Consider the following 17,375-nt stretch of genomic DNA (forward strand, 5'->3'; position numbering starts at 1 on the left):
TAAAGCTTTTTCTGCATAGGGTTTATACGAACTACGTAGAGGGTGCGTCGATAGAGGTGAGTGAGAGCAGACACACTATAATAGGAGCCTTCTGTACAGGGAATGGACTGAACTTATGACTATTTTTTTGGTGACAGGGCTGGCTTTTTTATTAACGGGATGTCAGCGCGCACCGTCGTTTAGTATTGGAGGGGCTTATTTCCCTGCTTGGCTAGTGTTTGCACTGGCTTCCGTTGTCGTGACCTTAGTGGTGCGAGGGGTGTTAATACGGCTCGGTGTGGACGATGCCTTGCGCTATAAGCCAGTACTCTACATTGGGCTGATGGTCATGTTTTGCTTGGCAGCGTTATTACTTTTTTTTGTATACTAACTAACCTTTATGACCGATACCGATTTAACCCAAGCGCCTCATGCCGCTCAAAGTAAAAAAACACTAGCGCTCGTGCTTGTTGTGGTGGTGCTTATGGTGGTTGCTGTTTTAGCCTACATCAATTGGCAAAAAACCCACCTCAACCCCATGTCAGAAGACGCGACTATTACTACCGAAGGGGTGCAAATTGTCAGCGCTGTGCCAGGTCGTATCAACGAGTTGCTCATCGAAGAAGGGCAATATGTCGAAAAGGGGCAACTCTTGCTCACCCTTGATCCCGAGGTATATGAGCTGCGTGTAGCGCAAGCTAAAGCAGAGTTGGCGCTTGCAGAGGCATTACTTGATTCCAAGCAGCGTGTCGTGTTGGCGCAGTCGCATAATGCCACCATCACGAACGAGCAAATAGACCGCGCTCAAGCCAATTTAGCCTTGGCAAAGCAAACCCAAGCCCGCTTAGCTACCTTAGCCCCCAAAGGGTATGTACCCAAGCAGCAGTTAGACGAAGCCACAACGGTACGCCGCGATGCAGAGATTTCATTGCGCCAAGCCCTAGAGCAAGCAGATGCTGCCCAGGCGCTGGTAGACAACACGGATGCAGAATTGGCAATGGTGGAAATGCGCAAAGCAGGTCTAGCGATGGCAGAGCGTGCGCTACGCGATACCCGATTGTACGCACCCCATTCAGGTCGTGTAGTGGGGCTCAACATGATGACAGGCGAGCACTTAATGCCAGAAATGAGTGTGTTTACTCTCCTAAGCACCGAGCACTGGTATGCGGCGGCCATGTACAAAGAAAACACCTTATCGACCATCCAACCCGGTCAGTGTGCCGATGTGTATGTAATGAGTAATCCGCAGGTACGGATTCAAGGCAAAGTGCAAAGCATTGGTTGGGGCGTCACTGCCACCGATATGATTGAGTTACCCCGCCAAGTCCCTTATGTACAAAAATCCATGAACTGGGTACGCGTAGCACAGCGCTTTCCCGTGCGCATTCAACTAGAAATGACCCCCGAGCTCGAACCCTATGTACGTAAAGGGGTTTCGACGACTACCATTATTCATAGTGGATCGCAGTGTGAATAAGACAGAGACGCTTTGGCAACGGGTATGGCATGATTTGCAGCCGTACGAAGGGCGTTGGTCGCAAACGTGGCGTATTGCGTTGTTGTGTATGGTGACCGCAGCGGTCTCCATCACTTATGGCATTCCCGAGGCGTCAATCAGTTGTTATGTGCTGTTTTTTGTGATGAAGTCTGACGCTGCCGAGTCATCCGTCATGGCATTGGCTTTGGTCGTGTTGGTCAGTTTGATCGTGGCGGCATTGATTGGGTTAATTCAAATTACTATCGATTCGCCTGTAACACGTATCATTTGGCTGTTAGGTAGCTCGGTGGTTTTCATGTTTTTAGGGGTTAGCAGCGCACTGGGGCCATTGGGCGGCATCATCGCTTTAGTGATAGCTTTTGTGTTGACCCTGCTTTCCTATATCCCTATTGGCGAGCTAGCGACACGGGCCGTTTTGTATGCGTGGTTAATGGTAGCCATGCCGATGGGCTTACTGCTGATTGCATCGCTACTCATCGGTCGCAATCCGCGCACGTTGCTCTTGCAGGAAATGGCGACTCGCCTCGAGTACGCGGCGGAGATCTTGCAGCAGGGCAGCGCTTGCTCTGAACAAGCCCACGAAAACGTATTAACAGGCATTGCTCAACAACAAAAGCGCGTGCGGTGGGTGGCTTTGTTTCATTTAGCCCCTCGATATTGGCAGCCTTGGTATGCGCATGCGGTCCTACAAAGCTATGGCGTCTTGCTGGCCGCTTATCGTTGGGCTCAATCCCAACCCCAGCCCACTGAGCATACCCATCGTTTGGCACAGTCTTGTCGCCAAGCCGCCCAGCAGCTGCGCCAGCAACAGCGCCCCCATCAACTGGGCTTAACAGAGCTTGGGCCGTTTGCCTCTGCGCACCTTAATACCGTAAGTAATCTATTGCAGCAGCTTGCTGATACCGCAAGCCCAGAGCGCATTCCTAAAGACAAAACGTCTTTTTTTGTGGCGGATGCCTTTAGTAATCCGGCTTATGTGCGTATTGCGCTGCAAACCACTTTAGCGGCTTTATTGTGTTATTTGTTTTACAGCGCAGCACAGTGGGATGGCATTCATACAGCACTTATTACCTGTTATATCGTAGGCTTAAGCAACACGGGTGAAACCTTACATAAAATGCTCTTACGCATTATTGGGTGTTTAATTGGTGTAGCCATAACAGTCGTGTATTGGTACGTGTTTATCCCTCATATCACCTCCATCGGTGCCTTAATGCTTGCCGTGTTTTTGGTGTGTTTACTGGCGGCATGGGTGGTGTTAGGGTCAGAGCGCATTTCCTATGCAGGTCTACAAATTGCCTTTGCTTTTTTATTAATCAATTTGACTGCCGGTGGCCCCAGTGTGGATATGGACATGGCACGTGACCGAATTATAGGTATTTTGTTAGGCAATATCATGATGTACGGGTTTTTTACCTATCTGTGGCCAAATAGCATTATGCAGTTTGTGCAAAAAAATCTGAATCAAGCAAACGAAGCCTTGCAGCAGCAGGATCAGGCGCCAACGTTAACAGCGGCCATATGGCACGCTGCTAATGCGGCCCAAGCGCTTGAAACGGCGCGCTATCAACTGGATTTAGCGCATTTAGAACCTAAATCACTACGCGCTACCCCTGAAGAACTTCAAGCACAACGTGCACAGTGGCAAGCTACCCAACACCGGTTATTCAGCTAAGGCGTCGGCGCTTTCTATTTGCCCCATCATAAAAGCCAAATGAGAGGAAGCAATGAGTACGGCCGCATGTGCAGTGGCATGGGCTTGAGCCGCTTCAAGCAAGGCATTCGAGGTTTCTGTAGCTAACATCATGCTCGTTAAGCCCACCTCGTAAGATTCTTGAGCAGCGCTATGAGTTATTTGCGTGGCCTCAAGCAGCGCTTGCGAGGCCTCGTACGCTTCGATGGCTGTGCGTAGTGCATTAGCCGCAATATGAATTTCTCGCCAGGCTGCATGTTGCGTTTGCTCGAAAATATCCCGAGCTGCTTGGGCCTTAGATTGCGCAGCGTAAAGCCGTTGGCGACGTAAACCCCCATCATAGAGCGGCACAGTCATGCCCAAAAATACCGCATTGCCTTTGACTGTAGGGCTAGTTTGAAGCGCATTATTAAAATTTAATGATGCACTGCCTGTAGCGGCAACGGCAAGTAAGCCCACCGCTGGACGGTAATCGGCTTTGACTAACTCGACGCCCTGTTCCGCGGCACGCGCAGCGGCATCGGCGGCCAATAAATCAGGGCGGTAGGCTAACGCCGCCTGAAGTGCTTCCTCTGAAGGTAACTGTTTCAAAGCAGGCAAAGGGCGCTCAGCACTGCTTTGCACTTGAATGGATGTATTAGGCGGTAGCCCCATTGCCCCCAGTAGCGCATTGTAGTGATCGCGTTCAGCCCCTTGTTTTTGTACCCATAGCAAACGGGCTTGAGCCTGGAGTTGTTTGGCTTGTGCTATGTCAATGCGCGTTCCTACACCCGAATCAAAGCGAGCTTGCGCCGCCTCTACTAAGGCGCCTGATTGAGTAAAGTGGGCCTGAGCTAACCGTGTTTTTTGTCGAGCGGCATCGTATTCAAAATACGTGCGCGCCACATTGAAAATAATAAGCTGATGGGCGGTAGTAAATTTTGCATGTTGGGCTGCACTCAGCTCTACAGCTGCTTTGTGCGCGGCATCTCGTCGGCCAAAGTCAAACAATAGCCAAGACAGAGTCAGTGCCGGCACCACCCCATGAGCCGTGTTTTTAGATCGAGTTTCTATATCTAATAAATGCGCCAGCTCGATGTTGTGTTGGTTATGAAAAGATTGCCTACCCGCAATAACACTGGCGGTGATGCTAGGCAGGTACGTGGCCTTTACCATACCAGCAGCCAGGGCAGCCTGTTCGGCTTCTTGCCAAGCGACTCGAGTAGCTGGATTATGCAGTTGGGCTACATGGATGAGTTCAGCTAAGGTGTATTCATGGTGGGCATCAATGGCTTCAATAGGCCGAATCTGAGCAAATTGAGGGTGTGGAGCTTGGGTGATCTCAGGTGTAAGGGGAGCAACTGAGGCCCGGCTGGACGATGGGTTGTCGAGATGAGCACAGCCGGTAACCAAACCAATACCAAGTAGAAACAGAAGTTTTGGACCCATTGATAACGCCTTAAAATAAGAGCAACCAGACAGAAAATGCACATAAGCAGCGAGATGGCATTTTAGCTTAACAGTGTTGCCGACGGGCGTTCACCATAGCGTTGTTGGTAGTCTTTAGCAAATAGCCCCAAATGGCTAAAGCCGCACTGCATAGCTAACTGCGTGACGGTGTGCTGGGTGGGGTCGGCCTGTAACAGCAAAGCACGCACTTGTTCTAGACGGCGCTGTTTCACAAATTGCATGGGGCTTTGCCCCACATACTCGTTAAAGCCCGCATAGAGAGATCGAGTGCTCATACCTACCGCGGTGGCAATACGCGGCACAGTTAAGGGTTGCGCCAGATGCTCATCAATAAAGGCTTTGGCTTGCTTGATGGCTTGGGGAGTAATAGGGGCAAGAGAGAGCGGCTTAGGGGGCTGGTCGTGACCCCATAAATCAAGCAAATGGGCTAAGAAAATATCCTCTAAGCGCTGCGCGCTTGTGGGCTGATCAAACAACGAGCCTTGGCTGCTTTCCTGAAATAGCCATTGCATTAAATGCCAGATGCTTTGCCCGACTGGGGTGTTAAGGGCATGAAGCACAGTAAAGTGAAGCGCGCTCTGCAAGGGGCGTTGATAGTGGTGAAGATAAAACTGCTCTAAGCTGGGCTTGCAAATACGGATAAATAATTTATTGGCTTTTTGACTGTGCTCCATGCTGAACTCATCATCTGGGTTAAGCATCGAGGCGCAGTCTTGATGGGATTCAAACTGCTTTTTACCAAGCTGAATGCGCTCATGGCCTTGAATAGGGATTTGTAGTAAATAGAAGCCTTGCAAAGGCTCGGGGGCTATATGCACATCCGCCCCATAGCGCAACCGCCCGAACCCAAGGCGAGAGCTAGCGCGGTAATATAATTCGGTATTTAAACGCTGCTTGGCAGATAAATGAAGTTGGTGTGGGCAAAGAATGTGCGCAATATGCTGCTGTACCTGATCTAAATTAGTAGAACGAAGCTGGTCATACTGGTGAAGTAAATGCTGCATAACACGTCCAAAAACACAAATTCGGGGATTAGCGCTTTTTTATTATTCATTATTCCTGAGCTAATCAGCTTTAAGCATAAAACAGCCGAAGTCGCTTGCAGTACTCTGGTTTTCACTGATAAAAAAAACTGCAGTATTAAGATAGCGCTGCAGTATTGAGATAGCGGGGTCTACTGTGGCAAACCTAGAATAAGGCCATTATTCGTTTGCTATGCCACACCAAAAGGAGACAAAAATGAGACCCAACCGCTTACTGACCAGTAATCACTTTTTGCTAGGTACCTTTGCTTCTAACTGCGGGGGCGGCATGACCGTATCGCAGCTGCCTGATCGGTGGCAGGCTACATGGGAAAATAACTTGGCACTCGCACGTATGCTGGACGAGGCCGATATTGATTTTATGCTGCCTATTGCCCGGTGGGTCGGTTACCGAGGAGAAACCGACTTTCATGGCTATGTGCTTGAAACCATGACGTGGGCGGCAGCCTTATTAGCGCATACAAAGCAAATTAATGTGTTTGCCACGATTCACACCGTCGCCAATCACCCTGTGGTGGTAGCAAAACAAATTGCCACCTTAGCGCAGATAAGTCAAAACCGCGTAGGGCTAAATATTGTGGCGGGCTGGAATAAGCCAGAGTATGAGGCGTTGGGCTTAAGCTTGCCCGATGACCATGAAACCCGCTATGCCTATGCGCAAGAGTGGTTTGATGTGATCCGCCAGTTGTGGGATCATGAGGGGCGCTTTGATTGGCCGGGCACTTATTTTAAGCTGAAACAGGTGCATGGCACACCACGTCCTGATTTTCACCCACCCATTTTTAATGCTGCCGGGTCGGGACAAGGGCGCGAATTCGCTAGCCGCAATGCCAACTTTTTGTTTACGCCAGCCATGGAGCTAGAGCGCTCTCGTAAAGAGGTGCACGAGCTCAAAGCCCAAGCCACAGCGGCAGGCCGGAACGTGGATGTGATGACTTTCTCCCATGTCATTTGCAGGCCCACTCAAGCCGAAGCCGAAGCAGAATGGCAATATATCCTAGAGAATGCGGATAGGGGTGCAGTTGATAACTTAGTCAATTTGCAGTTTGCCCATGCCCATTCTTTTCCGCATGAACTCTTGGCTCAAATTCGAGAGCGCATGACGGTGGGGCATGGCGGTTTTCCGTTGGTGGGCACACCTGAAAAAGTCGCCGACTTAATTTGTGCTCTACACGAGGCAGGTTTTCGTGGTACAACGTTGTCGTTTTTTGATTATGTTAAAGAATTCCCTTACTTCAGAGATGAAGTATTGCCTCTGTTAAAAGCGCGGGGCATCCGTTAAATTTACCTGCTAGAGCCAAGCTCTAGCTTTATGAATCAACAGGTTGTTTATGAGCTCTACCCATTCACTGGCGGTAAGCAGTACTGATTATAAAAAAGCAATGCGTCATTTGGCGGGCACCCCTTGCATTATTACGGCCTCGCACCAAGGACAGCGCTCGGGTTTAACGGCTTCGTCGGTTACTTCTGTAGCCATTGACCCAGCCGAGCTTCTGGTCTGTATTAAACAAACGGCATCAGCATGGCCGCTAATAGAACAAAGCGGTTATTTTGGGGTCAGTATCTTAAATTACAGCCAACGACATGTAGCAGAACGCTTTGCGGGGGTGGGTGGACTGCGCGCCGAACAGCGTTACGACGGGTCAGAGTGGATTGAACACAACGGCGTGTGGCTCTTGGCACAGGCACCCGCCGCATTGGTCTGCAAAGTCTCTGAAATTATTGTGCGCCATAGCCATGCCATGGTATTGGGCGCCGTAGAGTATGTGCACTTAACCGATTCGACTGACCCCGCTTTGCTGTATTGGCAGGGTCAGTTCGTGTCATTACCGTGATAACCATTGCATCAGCTCTAGACTGAGCTGATCAGTGGCCTCACCAAAGGCTGCAACCAGTTGTACTGCCTCTTTGCCTTGGGCCGGGCGGGTGACGTGAAACCGTTGCGAACGCAAGATAGAGGCGGTGTTGCTATCCACCAATTTGGCATCAATCTGCACGTGGACTACAGGCTGACCGTTATCAAACTGCACCTGAAAGCGCTGAATATAGGTCTCAAGAGCCAAGTCTGATCGTAAAGCCGCATCACCACTAATCGCATCAAATAATTGCGTTTCAGTAAACGCATTGACCAACCGTTCGCGTAACAGCGTTGGCACGTTGTCAGCCCAAAGCGTACCTTTATAAATTTGAATCTCTGTGTGCTCGGGCTGAATTAAAATATAGTTACTGCTAATCAGTCGATTGCCCTGTGGCACGGCCACAAATAACACGCCCTTTTGTGCCGTCGTTGCCATAGAGAGCGCGGAGGAGGGTAGGTTGAACCGAGTTTGGGGGTCTGACTTGGGCAAAATAGAGCACCCTGACGTGAAACCCAACACCACCAAAGCGGCTCCTAGTAAATAGTGACGCCAGCGCTGCTTCATGGCTGAAACTCCTGTAGTTTTTCTCCACCTAAAAGATACTCAGTGGGGTTGTTTTGTAGTTCTTGCGTAATATGTTTGATATTTAAAAGCGTTTGACGCAGCTCGGTCATGGCTGGAGCCAACTGGGCAAAGCCTTGCGAACCTTGTGTGATTGAACCACTGTTTGACTGAATCAGGTCTTGAATTTGTTGAGCCGCTTGGGCGAGGTGATCAATAGCTTGGTTAGCCTTAGCAAAAGCCTGAGGACCATCAGTATTGATGAGTTTACGCGTATCCGCAATGATACCGCCTGCTTCGATGGTGGTTTTTTTGAGTTCCGCTAATAGGTCAGGTAGGTCATTAGAGCCCTCAGCTAAATGCTGCAACAAGCTTTCAAGCTCCGCTAAGCTGGAATTAATGCGTTTCGCATTATCGGAAGATAAAAATGCATTGGCATTAATTAATAGTTCCGAGATATTAGTCATCAGCTCTTCCCCGCCTGCCATTAGGCTCGCAATCGGTGAAGGTGTCGCATAAATAATAGCAGGCTGGGTGTCTGTGGACTCAAGCGGTTGGCTGTTAGGTGAGCCGGCTTGCAGCTCAATCACAGATGTACCGGTAATGCCCGTCAGAGCCAAACGGGCCTTGGTGTCCTCTTTGATAGGAATGGTTTCTTGGATACTGACGTCCACCAACACACGACGAATGTCGTTTGGGTCTAAGCTTAGTTTGGTGACCTCGCCAATGCGAATGCCATTGAACTGTACCGCACTACCACGGCTTAGACCGCGTACGGCTTCGGTAAACACAATGATGTAGTCTTTGGTTTTATTTTCGCTACCGGCCTTGGTCAGCCATAAAGAAAATAAAATAGCACAAGTGGCTACAACCAGAGTAAAAACGCCAATCAGAATATGATGCGCGCGCGGTTCCATTACGAATTCTCCTGACGTCGTGTTTGAGCTTGTTGGGCAGCACGCCCTCGGGGCCCTTGAAAATAGTCTTGAACCCACGGATCATCAAAGTGCTCTACCACTTCAATACGATCATTAATAATGACGCGCTTTTGAGAAAGCACGGCAACCCGATCACAGATAGTGTAGAGCGTATCTAAATCGTGAGTCACTAAAAATACAGTCAGCCCTAGTGCATCTCTGAGCGTTAAGATGAGCTCATCAAACTCGTTGGCGCCGATCGGGTCTAACCCGGCTGTGGGTTCATCTAAAAAAAGTATCTCTGGGTCCAAAGCTAAGGCTCGAGCCAAGGCAGCGCGTTTAATCATGCCACCAGATAGCTCAGAGGGGTATTTATCCGCTGCCAATGCCGGCAGGCCAGCCAGAGCAATCTTAATGCGAGCTAAGTCTTCGGCGTTACTGCGGTCCATTTTCATAATTTCAATGAGCGGTACCGCAATATTCTCGATCACAGTCAAAGAAGAAAACAACGCGCCTTGTTGAAATAAGACCCCAAAGCGACGCTCTACTAAGGAACGCTCATCGGAGTTCAATTCGGCGAGGTTTTGACCAAATACAGTGACTTGACCTGACGTAGGAGGGCGCAGACCTAAAATTGAGCGTAACAGGACGGATTTTCCTGTGCCGGAGCCACCGACTACCCCCACGATCTCGCCGCTGTATAAATCGAGGTCTAGGTGCTCGTGCACCACATGACTACCAAAACTGTTTTCTAAGTCGCGGACTTGAATAATAGGGTCGCCTTTTTGACGTTCCTGTTGTGCTTTGATACGAGCGTCGCGCGTTGTTTGGGTTGCGTTCGTCATTTTTACCAGCCCATTTCCATGTAATACAAAGCGGCAATGGCATCCAGCACAATCACAATGAAAATGGAATGCACCACAGCCGCCGTGGTGTGTTCCCCCACCGATTGAGCGCTGCCCGACACTTTAAACCCTTGTAAGCATCCAATGACGGCAATTAAAAATGCGAATAAAGGGGCTTTGGCCATGCCCACAAAAAAATTAGTAATAGTTAGGTCTTCTTGAAAGAGACTAAGAAACATAGTGGGTGAAATATTAAGCACCCAGTAACAGACGAGCGCGCCACCAATAATGCCGGACACCATACCGATAAATGTCAACAGGGGTAAGGAAATCAATAAGGCAAAAACACGAGGAATAACGAGGATGGTGATGGGATCTAGGCCTTGGGCACGCAAGGCATCGATTTCTTCGTTGGCCTTCATGGAGCCCAATTGGGCGGTAAAAGCACTCGCAGTTCGACCAGCCATTAAAATAGCCGTCAGCAATACGGCAAACTCGCGCATAAAAGAAAAGCCCACCAAGTCAACGGTGTACAACGTGGCGCCAAAATCTTTTAAAATGGTGGAGCCTAAAAAAGCAATAACGGCGCCCACTAAAAAAGTTAACAACGCAATAATAGGTACGGCATTTAAGCCGGTTTCCTCTACCTGTTGCACTAATGCATTCCAGCGCCATTGAGAAGGGTGTAAAGCAACCTTAGCCATGCTTTGTAGTGTCAGCCCGATAAACCCTAACAGCTCGACTGCATTTTTACCAAAGCTTTGAATTGACGAACCTATATTGCCGAAAAACTGAGCTAGCGTTGAGACTTTTTTCAGGATAGGTGGTGGCCCCGCTTCGATAATAGCGTTAGCGACGGTTTTTAACAGCGCCTTGCGCTCATCAGAAAGATGGTCCGCCTCGTCCAAAAGCTGGATTAAGGTGTCGGCTCCTACTAAGCGACATAGCTGCCCAGCACCTGCGGTATCAATGGACTGCAACTTAGAGAAGTCCAGTCGCTTGGTGGAGGTGACGGCATCTTGATGTTGACGGACGGCGTGTTGTAAATCGTTGTAATGGCGTAGCACCCATTCTCCCTCGATAGAGAGAGTCGTATCTGTGTCACGTAAATAAATGGAATGAGTCTGGGTCATGAAACCAAAGTCTACCCTAAAAAGAGTCAAACAACGATTGGCGTTAAGGGGTTTAAATTTACCGTAACTGGCAACTAGGCTGCAACACGAACTTGATTACGCCCTGATTGCTTGGCTGCATAAAGCATTTCATCTGCGACACGGAATACCGTTTCTGTGCTTTGCCCATGTAAAGGCCACGCTGCTACCCCACAAGAAATACTTAACTGGTTAATGGTAGGGAAAACATGCTCTTCAACCATTAAGCGCAAGCGTTCAGCAATAGCATAGGCTTCGTCCAAGCCACAGTTAGGCAGAAGGATGAGAAACTCTTCGCCGCCTAGCCGTATACAGTAATCATTGGATCGAGCATTCGAACGCATTAATGTGGCTAATTCTTTAAGCACTTGATCTCCTGCTTGATGCCCGTACGTGTCGTTAACTTCTTTAAAATGATCAATGTCGACGGCAACGAGAGAAAAAGGAGCTTCTTCGGTAGTGAGGTGACTAATAATGGCCTCGAGCGCACGACGATTGTTTAACCCTGTAAGCATATCTGTACGTGTATCGATGCGCAGTTGACCCACCTGCTCATGCACACTACGTAAGCCCATCAAAAACGCTTTTTTAAGCTCATTGGCCTCAAAATACCAAGTGTTGATTTTTTCCACGCGATTGACCGTTACGGTTTGTTTCATGTTTTTGGCTTGTGTAGCAAGCTGTCGCAAAGGATTCGAGATCAACCACGCCAACACCCAGATAACAATCAAAACCGTAAGAGTAATGGGTAGGCTTCTCACAAAGACCTTCAGCATTAAGCCTTCGTGCGCTTGAATGGCGCTTTTTAGGGGACGTTGTGACAACACGAGCCAATTGGCCACAGGAATAAAAGCAAAACCTCCCAGCATTTCCTTGCCCTGAGAGTTAACGAACCTCTGATTGCCATTTTTCTCAGCAAAGAAATGATCAATTAACGGATTTTTTGCGACCTGACCAATTAAATTTTCATTGGGGTGATATAAAAAACGCTTTTGACTATCGACCACGTAGGTAAAGGAATCATCTTTTTGATAATGAATGCCAAGTATGTTTTTGAGTAAGTAGTTGTCTTTTAAATGGATAGCGGCTGCGACAAAACCTAAATAGGTGTCTTTGGAATCAAAAATAGGGCTAGAAATAGTAATAATTAATTTATTCAGGGTGGACTCATACGGTGTGGTAATTACCGGCTTGCGAGATAGTAAAGAGGCCTGCATGCCGACCGAGTTAATCGTTTGGTTGGCCAACTCGATGACATTGTGCGAAGTCGCCCTGATCAGCCCATCGTCGTTAGCAATAATCACTGAGTTGAACGCATTGCTTTGCTCGGCTAGACGTTGTGCCTCTTGTTTAAGAAACTTAGGATTCAACCATTTTTTGCCTAATTGATCGGCAGAGTATTTCAATTCAGATTGAGCTCTATCTAAAAATAAGGTCGCACTGGCTGCTAATTTGGCCGCATAGGCTTGGTTGTTTTCAAGACTGCTATGAATTAAAGCTTCTTTTTGGACCTTTGAACCCACTAGAAACATATTAAATACGGAAATTAACGCGCTCAAAAAAGCTAAAACAATAATTAATTGTCGTAGGTTTGAACGGACTAAAAAGGGCATGTTATTAGGGTCCTTAGCCTTACTACTTGGTTTTTTTAAATTAATAATAATACAAAGCACTTAAAACTTAAAACGTCTGCTCTAGCTTTAACACATAACTGCGGGCTTTGCTTTATTTGCTTGAAACTAGGGTTTACACTGGCTGTCTACGACCTGTGCTTTTAAAGTGGTGGGTTTAAACTGTTTTGTACGTTTTGGACTTGGTTTTTCTCTTTTTGTTCTATAGGAACCCTCATGTTTGAACATGTAGCCCCCTACGCTGGCGACCCTATTTTCCGTATTGCTGCACAGTATCAGGCAGATCAACGTGAAAATAAAGTCAACCTTACCATTGGTTTGTATTTTGAAGACGATGGAAGCGTGCCCTTATTAGCGTGTACCCAAACTGCAGAGCAACGTTGGGCATCACAAAAGCAACCTCGCATTTATACGCCTATGGAAGGCCTAGCGTCATACCGCAATGCCGTGCAACGTCTCGTGTTCGGTGCAGAGCACGAAGCCTATCAAAGCCAACGCATTGCTACCATTCAAACGTTAGGGGGCACAGGTGCGTTGAAAGTAGGCGGTGACTTGCTGCACGAAGCGTATCCTGACAGTCAAATGTGGATCAGTGACCCCGCTTGGGACAACCACCACGCCATTTTTGGAGGCTGTGGCATTAAAACCAACAAATACCGGTATTTCGATGCTACCACGCAAGCGGTAGATTTCGAAGGCATGATGGACGACCTAAGTCAGTTGCCCGCACACAGTTTTGTCTTGTTGCACCCGTGCTGCCATAACCCGACAGGGGCTGATTTATCGCCCGCGCAGTGGCAAGCGCTAATTACCTTGATTAAGTCGCATCAACTTATTCCGTTTTTGGACATGGCGTATCAGGGCTTTGGACAGGGCTTAGACGAGGACGCCTATGCCGTACGGGCCATGGCCGAAGCCGGCGTGCATTTTTTAGTGGCTAACTCTTTTTCTAAAAACTTTTCCTATTATGCGGAACGCTGTGGTGCGTTGTCGATAGTTTGTGCAGACAAAACCGAGGCCGAACTCACCATCGGCAAGCTTAATGCATGGGTGCGTAAAAATTACTCTAATCCACCTATTCATGGGGCCGCAGCCATTGCTTTAGTCTTGACCGACCCCGAGCTATTTCAAAGTTGGGTAAATGATGTCGATGCTATGCGCGCTCGTATTCATGCTATGCGCCATGCGGTGCATCAGCATCTTGCTCGTTTAGCACCCCAGTACGATGCCGATTACATGATCAAGCAACAAGGAATGTTTAGCTATACAGGCCTCAGTCTAGAGCAAATTTTGCGTTTACGCGAAGAGTTTGGTGTGTATATGCTGGATTCCGGCCGTATTAGTGTACCGGGGCTTACCACAAAAAATGTAGCGTATTACGCCCAGTCCTTAGCTGCTGTGGTTAATCCCGATTAGTGCACACGCCCTTTATACTAATAACAACATAGCCCATTCACTTATTGCATGGTGTGGTTGGCTCAGGCCAGTTTGTAAAAAGGGCTGTTAAATTAGCCTAAGCCTACAAACTGGCTTTTTAGTTATCAGCTCAAGTGGCATGATTAGGCTCTAAAATTACCTTGGTAACGCAATGCGTTCTTGATTCATCGCAATGGACTAGGCTCAAGTCATCATGCCTAACGGCATGACTGGTCTAGCCGTTGCTCTTGGTCTAAGAGAAGACACATGAAGATTTCATATATTGGGTTTGGCGAGGCCGCACGGGCCTTTACAGATAGTTTGGTACAGCAGAACTTTAAGGGCTTTATCGCCGCGTACGATATACGTCAAGACGAGGAAATGCGTCAAGCGGCAGCACAACGTGGTCTCGCTTTTGAGGCCGACGTGGCACAGGCCGTAAAAGACGCGGATTGGATTATTAGCGCTGTTACCGCAGATCAAAGCTTGCACGCGGCAGAGGCGGCGCTCGATGCATTACAACCTGGTCAAGTATTTATTGATATTAATTCTGTGTCACCAGGCCGTAAGCAAAAAACAGCCGCGCTTGTGGCTGAAAAAGGTGCCCAATATTTAGATATGGCAGTGATGGCGCCTGTACACCCCAGAGGACACGCTACTCCGGTCTTGCTTGCCGGTGAACAGGCTCTTGCCATTGCGCCTATGTTGGAAAAACTCGGCTTTCAACTCGAAGTGGTAGGGGATCAGCCAGGTGAGGCCACTGCTATCAAAATGGTACGCTCTATGTTTGTTAAGGGTTTAGAAGCCTTAACTGTTGAGACAGCCCTAGCGGCCTCTGCGACGGGATGTTTTGATCGCGTAATTGGTTCTTTAGCCGATACGTTCCCAGGTTTAGGATGGCCTCAAAACGTGAACTACATGTTTGAACGTACCTTGCATCATGGTTTACGCCGTGCGGCCGAAATGCGTGAGGTCGCTGCTACCTATGACGAGCTAGGCTTTACCGGTGCCTTGGCCGATAAGATTGCTGACGTACAGGAAAAAATGGGCCAGTTGCCTGTAAACGATTTAAGCAATGCCCCTCTTGGCGAGGCAGTCAATCAAATTGTCGATTTACGTTTGAAAGAAAATTGATCTTTTAAAGGGGTAGCTTTCAACCTAAACGCTTAATCTGCCCCACCACAAAACGATGAAAATCACGCGCTTGAGCCTTGTTAAACACATGCGGTTGCCATGTCATCACATAGGGCCAATCTAGCTCCAAGCTCATGGCCTCAAACGGGGCGCACAATTGACCCGACTCGAGCTCAGCGCGTACATACGAATACTGAGCTAACGCCACCCCTAATCCTTGTCGGACAGCATGCAAGGCCTGGTGCGATAAGCTAAAGCTTTGCCAAGCGGGTGGGGTAAACGCGGCCACAGTGGGTGCATAGTGGGCAAACCAGTCGCGCCAGCCGGGGGGCGAGCTAAAACGTGGTTGCCAATCAACGGTAATCAACGGCATGTGTTGCAAGTCTTTGGGTTGTAGCACAGTAAAACGTTCTAAGAGTTGCGGGTGGCATACAGGCAACACCTTATCTGTGAACAGCTCTAAGGCATGCAGACTTTGCGGTACAGATTGCGCATAGGTGAAACGAAAATCAACGCGTTCACTCGCATAATCAGGTTCATGATGTGAGCCCTGAAAATGCATATTTACTAAAGACGCTTGTTGCTGCTGCCATGGTGCAATTCGTGGAATCAGCCACTCATTTAAAAAAGAGGGCAGTGCACTAATATGCAATGTTCTATTTTGTTGGTCTAGCAGCAATTGATTTTGAGCTTCGCGTAATAACTCAAAGGCTTCCGAGCAACGTTGATGAAAATCTAAGCCAGCCGCAGTCAGCCGTAAACGTCGACCCTCTTTAAAAAAAAGGGCCGCGTTTAATTCGCTTTCAAGCAATTGAAGTTGTTGGCTGACGGCTCCCGTACTGATCCCCAGGCGCTTAGCCGCATCTTGAATATTTTGGCTATGGCCGACCGTTTCAAAAATTTGTAAGGCGCGTAGCGGTGGTAAAGCACTCATTCACCGTCTCCTTTCAATAGCTTAGAAAAACTTAATGAAAAAGAAGATTACGTTAGTTAATCTTGTTTTACTATAAGTCTATCGTATCTTTTTTGGTGATGACTCTCATGTTCTTAGAAAATGCTTGGTATGTCGCCGCGCTTTCGGCTGACGTTAGTCGTACTCCTTTTGCCGTAAAGATGGTCAATCACGATGTGGTGCTGTATAGAAAGCAAGACGGCGACGTGGTGGCATTGGAAGACTCCTGTCCACACCGTCGTTTGCCCTTATCTAAAGGCCGTGTTGTAGATGACACCCTAGAGTGTGGTTATCATGGCTTACGCTTTGATTGTTCTGGCGCCTGTGTAGAGGCGCCTGGCACAAAGCATATCCCTATGGCTGCTGTAGTACGTCAGTATCCTGCAGTAGAAAAATACGGCATGGTTTGGGTATGGATGGGCGATAGCGCTTTAGCTAACACGGCTGACATAATTGAAATTAAAGAGTGGGATGATCCAAATTGGGGGGTAAACCGTGGTGATGCCATGGAGGTCGCCTGCAACTACCTGTATATTACCGATAACTTATTGGATCCATCCCATGTCACTTGGGTTCACCAAAGCTCCTTCGGTAGCAGTGATCTCGTCGGTATTCCTTTAGAGGTCACCGAGGCCGATAGCGGTATTACCGTGTGGCGCTGGTTACGTGATATTGAAGTTGCGCCGTTTTACAAAAAATTCGTTAAGTTCAGTGGCAACTGCGACCGTAAGCAACAGTACGAAATGCGCTACCCAGCGCATGCTGTCATCCGCGCTGTGTTTACCCCTGCAGGCACAGGCAGTGACGAGGGCGAGTTCCATCCAGATGTGTTTTTAATGGATTCGTATAATTTCCTTACCCCTATCGATGAAAAAACCACGCGCTACTTCTGGTTCCAACTACGTAACTTCAGCCCCAATGACGAAGCCGTTTCTCAGATCTTTAACGAAGACGTGCGTGCTGCATTTAATGAAGACAAAGAAATCCTAGAGGCAGTGCAAATCGGCATGGATGAGCATGGAACGAAATTGCATTTGGCAGCGGATAAAGGGTCGTTGTTGTTCAGACGTCGCATGAGCGCCAAGATTGAAGCAGAAAACGCAGCGAACGATGCCTAACTCCTGTGTAGTAGGGGTCTAAGATAGCCAAATGCCGTCTAATGGCGTTTGGCTATTCACGCTAAGCGCGTAATACTGTAATCTAGAGCATATCGTTGCTATCTATTGCTGTAATTACTCTTTTTATCA

Annotated in this window: 16 protein-coding genes; 8 read left to right on the plus strand and 8 right to left on the minus strand. The window is 48.3% G+C overall.

What is annotated here, in order from left to right; translation table 11 throughout:
* The first annotated feature begins 115 nt into the window (after positions 1-115).
* From GGR41_RS08430 to GGR41_RS08440, 3 genes are read left to right on the plus strand one after another with little or no spacing between them, the layout of a single operon-like run.
* A complete protein-coding gene (locus GGR41_RS08430) occupies positions 116-370 on the plus strand; it encodes a YtcA family lipoprotein (protein WP_209279785.1) in 255 nt (84 codons plus the stop codon).
* Between the two features lie 9 nt (positions 371-379).
* Positions 380-1,456, plus strand: coding sequence for a multidrug transporter subunit MdtN (gene mdtN, locus GGR41_RS08435; protein ID WP_167661451.1), 1,077 nt, complete (start codon positions 380-382; stop codon positions 1,454-1,456).
* Positions 1,449-3,152: an FUSC family protein gene (locus GGR41_RS08440; protein ID WP_167661452.1), complete on the plus strand. Its 1,704-nt coding sequence runs from the start codon at positions 1,449-1,451 to the stop codon at positions 3,150-3,152. The genes mdtN and GGR41_RS08440 overlap by 8 nt, the downstream gene beginning before the upstream one ends.
* Here GGR41_RS08440 and GGR41_RS08445 read toward each other — a convergent pair.
* Together GGR41_RS08445 and GGR41_RS08450 are read right to left on the minus strand one after the other, a co-directional pair.
* Positions 3,141-4,598, minus strand: coding sequence for a TolC family protein (locus tag GGR41_RS08445; protein WP_167661453.1), 1,458 nt, complete (start codon positions 4,596-4,598; stop codon positions 3,141-3,143). The two genes, GGR41_RS08440 and GGR41_RS08445, sit on opposite strands and share 12 nt — an antisense overlap.
* 62 nt (positions 4,599-4,660) lie before the next feature.
* A complete protein-coding gene (locus GGR41_RS08450; RefSeq protein WP_167661454.1) occupies positions 4,661-5,623 on the minus strand; it encodes an AraC family transcriptional regulator in 963 nt (320 codons plus the stop codon).
* Between the two features lie 235 nt (positions 5,624-5,858).
* Here GGR41_RS08450 and GGR41_RS08455 point away from each other — a divergent pair, with 235 nt between their 5' ends.
* Entirely contained in the window at positions 5,859-6,944 is a 1,086-nt protein-coding gene (locus GGR41_RS08455) for an LLM class flavin-dependent oxidoreductase (protein WP_167661455.1), read from the plus strand.
* Between the two features lie 49 nt (positions 6,945-6,993).
* Complete coding sequence (locus tag GGR41_RS08460; protein ID WP_077734042.1) at positions 6,994-7,497, plus strand: flavin reductase family protein; 504 nt, start codon at positions 6,994-6,996, stop codon at positions 7,495-7,497.
* On the opposite strand, the gene GGR41_RS08465 is transcribed toward GGR41_RS08460, so the two are convergent.
* From GGR41_RS08465 to GGR41_RS08485, 5 genes are all read right to left on the minus strand, one after another.
* Positions 7,489-8,085 (minus strand): ABC-type transport auxiliary lipoprotein family protein, encoded by a 597-nt coding sequence (locus GGR41_RS08465; RefSeq protein ID WP_167661456.1) that lies wholly within the window; start codon positions 8,083-8,085, stop codon positions 7,489-7,491. The genes GGR41_RS08460 and GGR41_RS08465 overlap by 9 nt on opposite strands.
* Entirely contained in the window at positions 8,082-8,999 is a 918-nt protein-coding gene (locus GGR41_RS08470) for an MlaD family protein (RefSeq protein WP_167661457.1), read from the minus strand. The genes GGR41_RS08465 and GGR41_RS08470 overlap by 4 nt, the downstream gene beginning before the upstream one ends.
* Positions 8,999-9,844: an ABC transporter ATP-binding protein gene (locus tag GGR41_RS08475; RefSeq protein WP_077734039.1), complete on the minus strand. Its 846-nt coding sequence runs from the start codon at positions 9,842-9,844 to the stop codon at positions 8,999-9,001. Before GGR41_RS08475 ends, GGR41_RS08470 begins: the two co-directional genes overlap by 1 nt.
* A 2-nt stretch (positions 9,845-9,846) precedes the next feature.
* Positions 9,847-10,977, minus strand: coding sequence for an MlaE family ABC transporter permease (locus tag GGR41_RS08480; RefSeq protein WP_167661458.1), 1,131 nt, complete (start codon positions 10,975-10,977; stop codon positions 9,847-9,849).
* A 74-nt stretch (positions 10,978-11,051) separates the two neighbouring features.
* On the minus strand, positions 11,052-12,608 hold the full coding sequence (locus GGR41_RS08485; protein WP_167661459.1) for a sensor domain-containing diguanylate cyclase: 1,557 nt from the start codon (positions 12,606-12,608) through the stop codon (positions 11,052-11,054).
* Between the two features lie 234 nt (positions 12,609-12,842).
* On the opposite strand from GGR41_RS08485, the gene GGR41_RS08490 reads away from it, so the two are divergent.
* Positions 12,843-14,042 carry an amino acid aminotransferase gene (locus tag GGR41_RS08490; protein WP_167661460.1) on the plus strand — a complete coding sequence of 400 codons (1,200 nt, stop codon included), beginning with the start codon at positions 12,843-12,845 and terminating at the stop codon, positions 14,040-14,042.
* A 267-nt stretch (positions 14,043-14,309) separates the two neighbouring features.
* Positions 14,310-15,176 carry an NAD(P)-dependent oxidoreductase gene (locus GGR41_RS08495; RefSeq protein WP_167661461.1) on the plus strand — a complete coding sequence of 289 codons (867 nt, stop codon included), beginning with the start codon at positions 14,310-14,312 and terminating at the stop codon, positions 15,174-15,176.
* A 19-nt stretch (positions 15,177-15,195) separates the two neighbouring features.
* Here the strand turns inward: GGR41_RS08495 and GGR41_RS08500 are convergent, their stop codons facing one another.
* Positions 15,196-16,110 carry a LysR substrate-binding domain-containing protein gene (locus GGR41_RS08500; RefSeq protein ID WP_167661462.1) on the minus strand — a complete coding sequence of 305 codons (915 nt, stop codon included), beginning with the start codon at positions 16,108-16,110 and terminating at the stop codon, positions 15,196-15,198.
* A gap of 98 nt (positions 16,111-16,208) precedes the next feature.
* Between GGR41_RS08500 and GGR41_RS08505 the strand changes: the two genes are divergently transcribed.
* Positions 16,209-17,246, plus strand: coding sequence for an aromatic ring-hydroxylating dioxygenase subunit alpha (locus GGR41_RS08505; protein ID WP_244951453.1), 1,038 nt, complete (start codon positions 16,209-16,211; stop codon positions 17,244-17,246).
* The last annotated feature ends 129 nt before the right edge of the window (positions 17,247-17,375 follow it).

Origin of the sequence: Paenalcaligenes hominis, assembly GCF_011927625.1 — a bacterium.
GTDB lineage: Bacteria > Pseudomonadota > Gammaproteobacteria > Burkholderiales > Burkholderiaceae_B > Paenalcaligenes > Paenalcaligenes hominis.

Excerpts from the sequence above, each read along its gene's own strand:
- GGR41_RS08430 (WP_209279785.1), top strand. The coding sequence starts at position 116 with ATGACTATTTTTTTGGTGACAGGGCTGGCTTTTTTATTAACGGGATGT.
- mdtN (WP_167661451.1), top strand. The coding sequence starts at position 380 with ATGACCGATACCGATTTAACCCAAGCGCCTCATGCCGCTCAAAGTAAA.
- GGR41_RS08445 (WP_167661453.1), bottom strand. The coding sequence starts at position 4,598 with ATGGGTCCAAAACTTCTGTTTCTACTTGGTATTGGTTTGGTTACCGGC.
- GGR41_RS08450 (WP_167661454.1), bottom strand. The coding sequence starts at position 5,623 with ATGCAGCATTTACTTCACCAGTATGACCAGCTTCGTTCTACTAATTTA.
- GGR41_RS08455 (WP_167661455.1), top strand. The coding sequence starts at position 5,859 with ATGAGACCCAACCGCTTACTGACCAGTAATCACTTTTTGCTAGGTACC.
- GGR41_RS08460 (WP_077734042.1), top strand. The coding sequence starts at position 6,994 with ATGAGCTCTACCCATTCACTGGCGGTAAGCAGTACTGATTATAAAAAA.
- GGR41_RS08465 (WP_167661456.1), bottom strand. The coding sequence starts at position 8,085 with ATGAAGCAGCGCTGGCGTCACTATTTACTAGGAGCCGCTTTGGTGGTG.
- GGR41_RS08470 (WP_167661457.1), bottom strand. The coding sequence starts at position 8,999 with ATGGAACCGCGCGCGCATCATATTCTGATTGGCGTTTTTACTCTGGTT.
- GGR41_RS08475 (WP_077734039.1), bottom strand. The coding sequence starts at position 9,844 with ATGACGAACGCAACCCAAACAACGCGCGACGCTCGTATCAAAGCACAA.
- GGR41_RS08480 (WP_167661458.1), bottom strand. The coding sequence starts at position 10,977 with ATGACCCAGACTCATTCCATTTATTTACGTGACACAGATACGACTCTC.
- GGR41_RS08485 (WP_167661459.1), bottom strand. The coding sequence starts at position 12,608 with ATGCCCTTTTTAGTCCGTTCAAACCTACGACAATTAATTATTGTTTTA.
- GGR41_RS08490 (WP_167661460.1), top strand. The coding sequence starts at position 12,843 with ATGTTTGAACATGTAGCCCCCTACGCTGGCGACCCTATTTTCCGTATT.
- GGR41_RS08495 (WP_167661461.1), top strand. The coding sequence starts at position 14,310 with ATGAAGATTTCATATATTGGGTTTGGCGAGGCCGCACGGGCCTTTACA.
- GGR41_RS08500 (WP_167661462.1), bottom strand. The coding sequence starts at position 16,110 with ATGAGTGCTTTACCACCGCTACGCGCCTTACAAATTTTTGAAACGGTC.
- GGR41_RS08505 (WP_244951453.1), top strand. The coding sequence starts at position 16,209 with ATGACTCTCATGTTCTTAGAAAATGCTTGGTATGTCGCCGCGCTTTCG.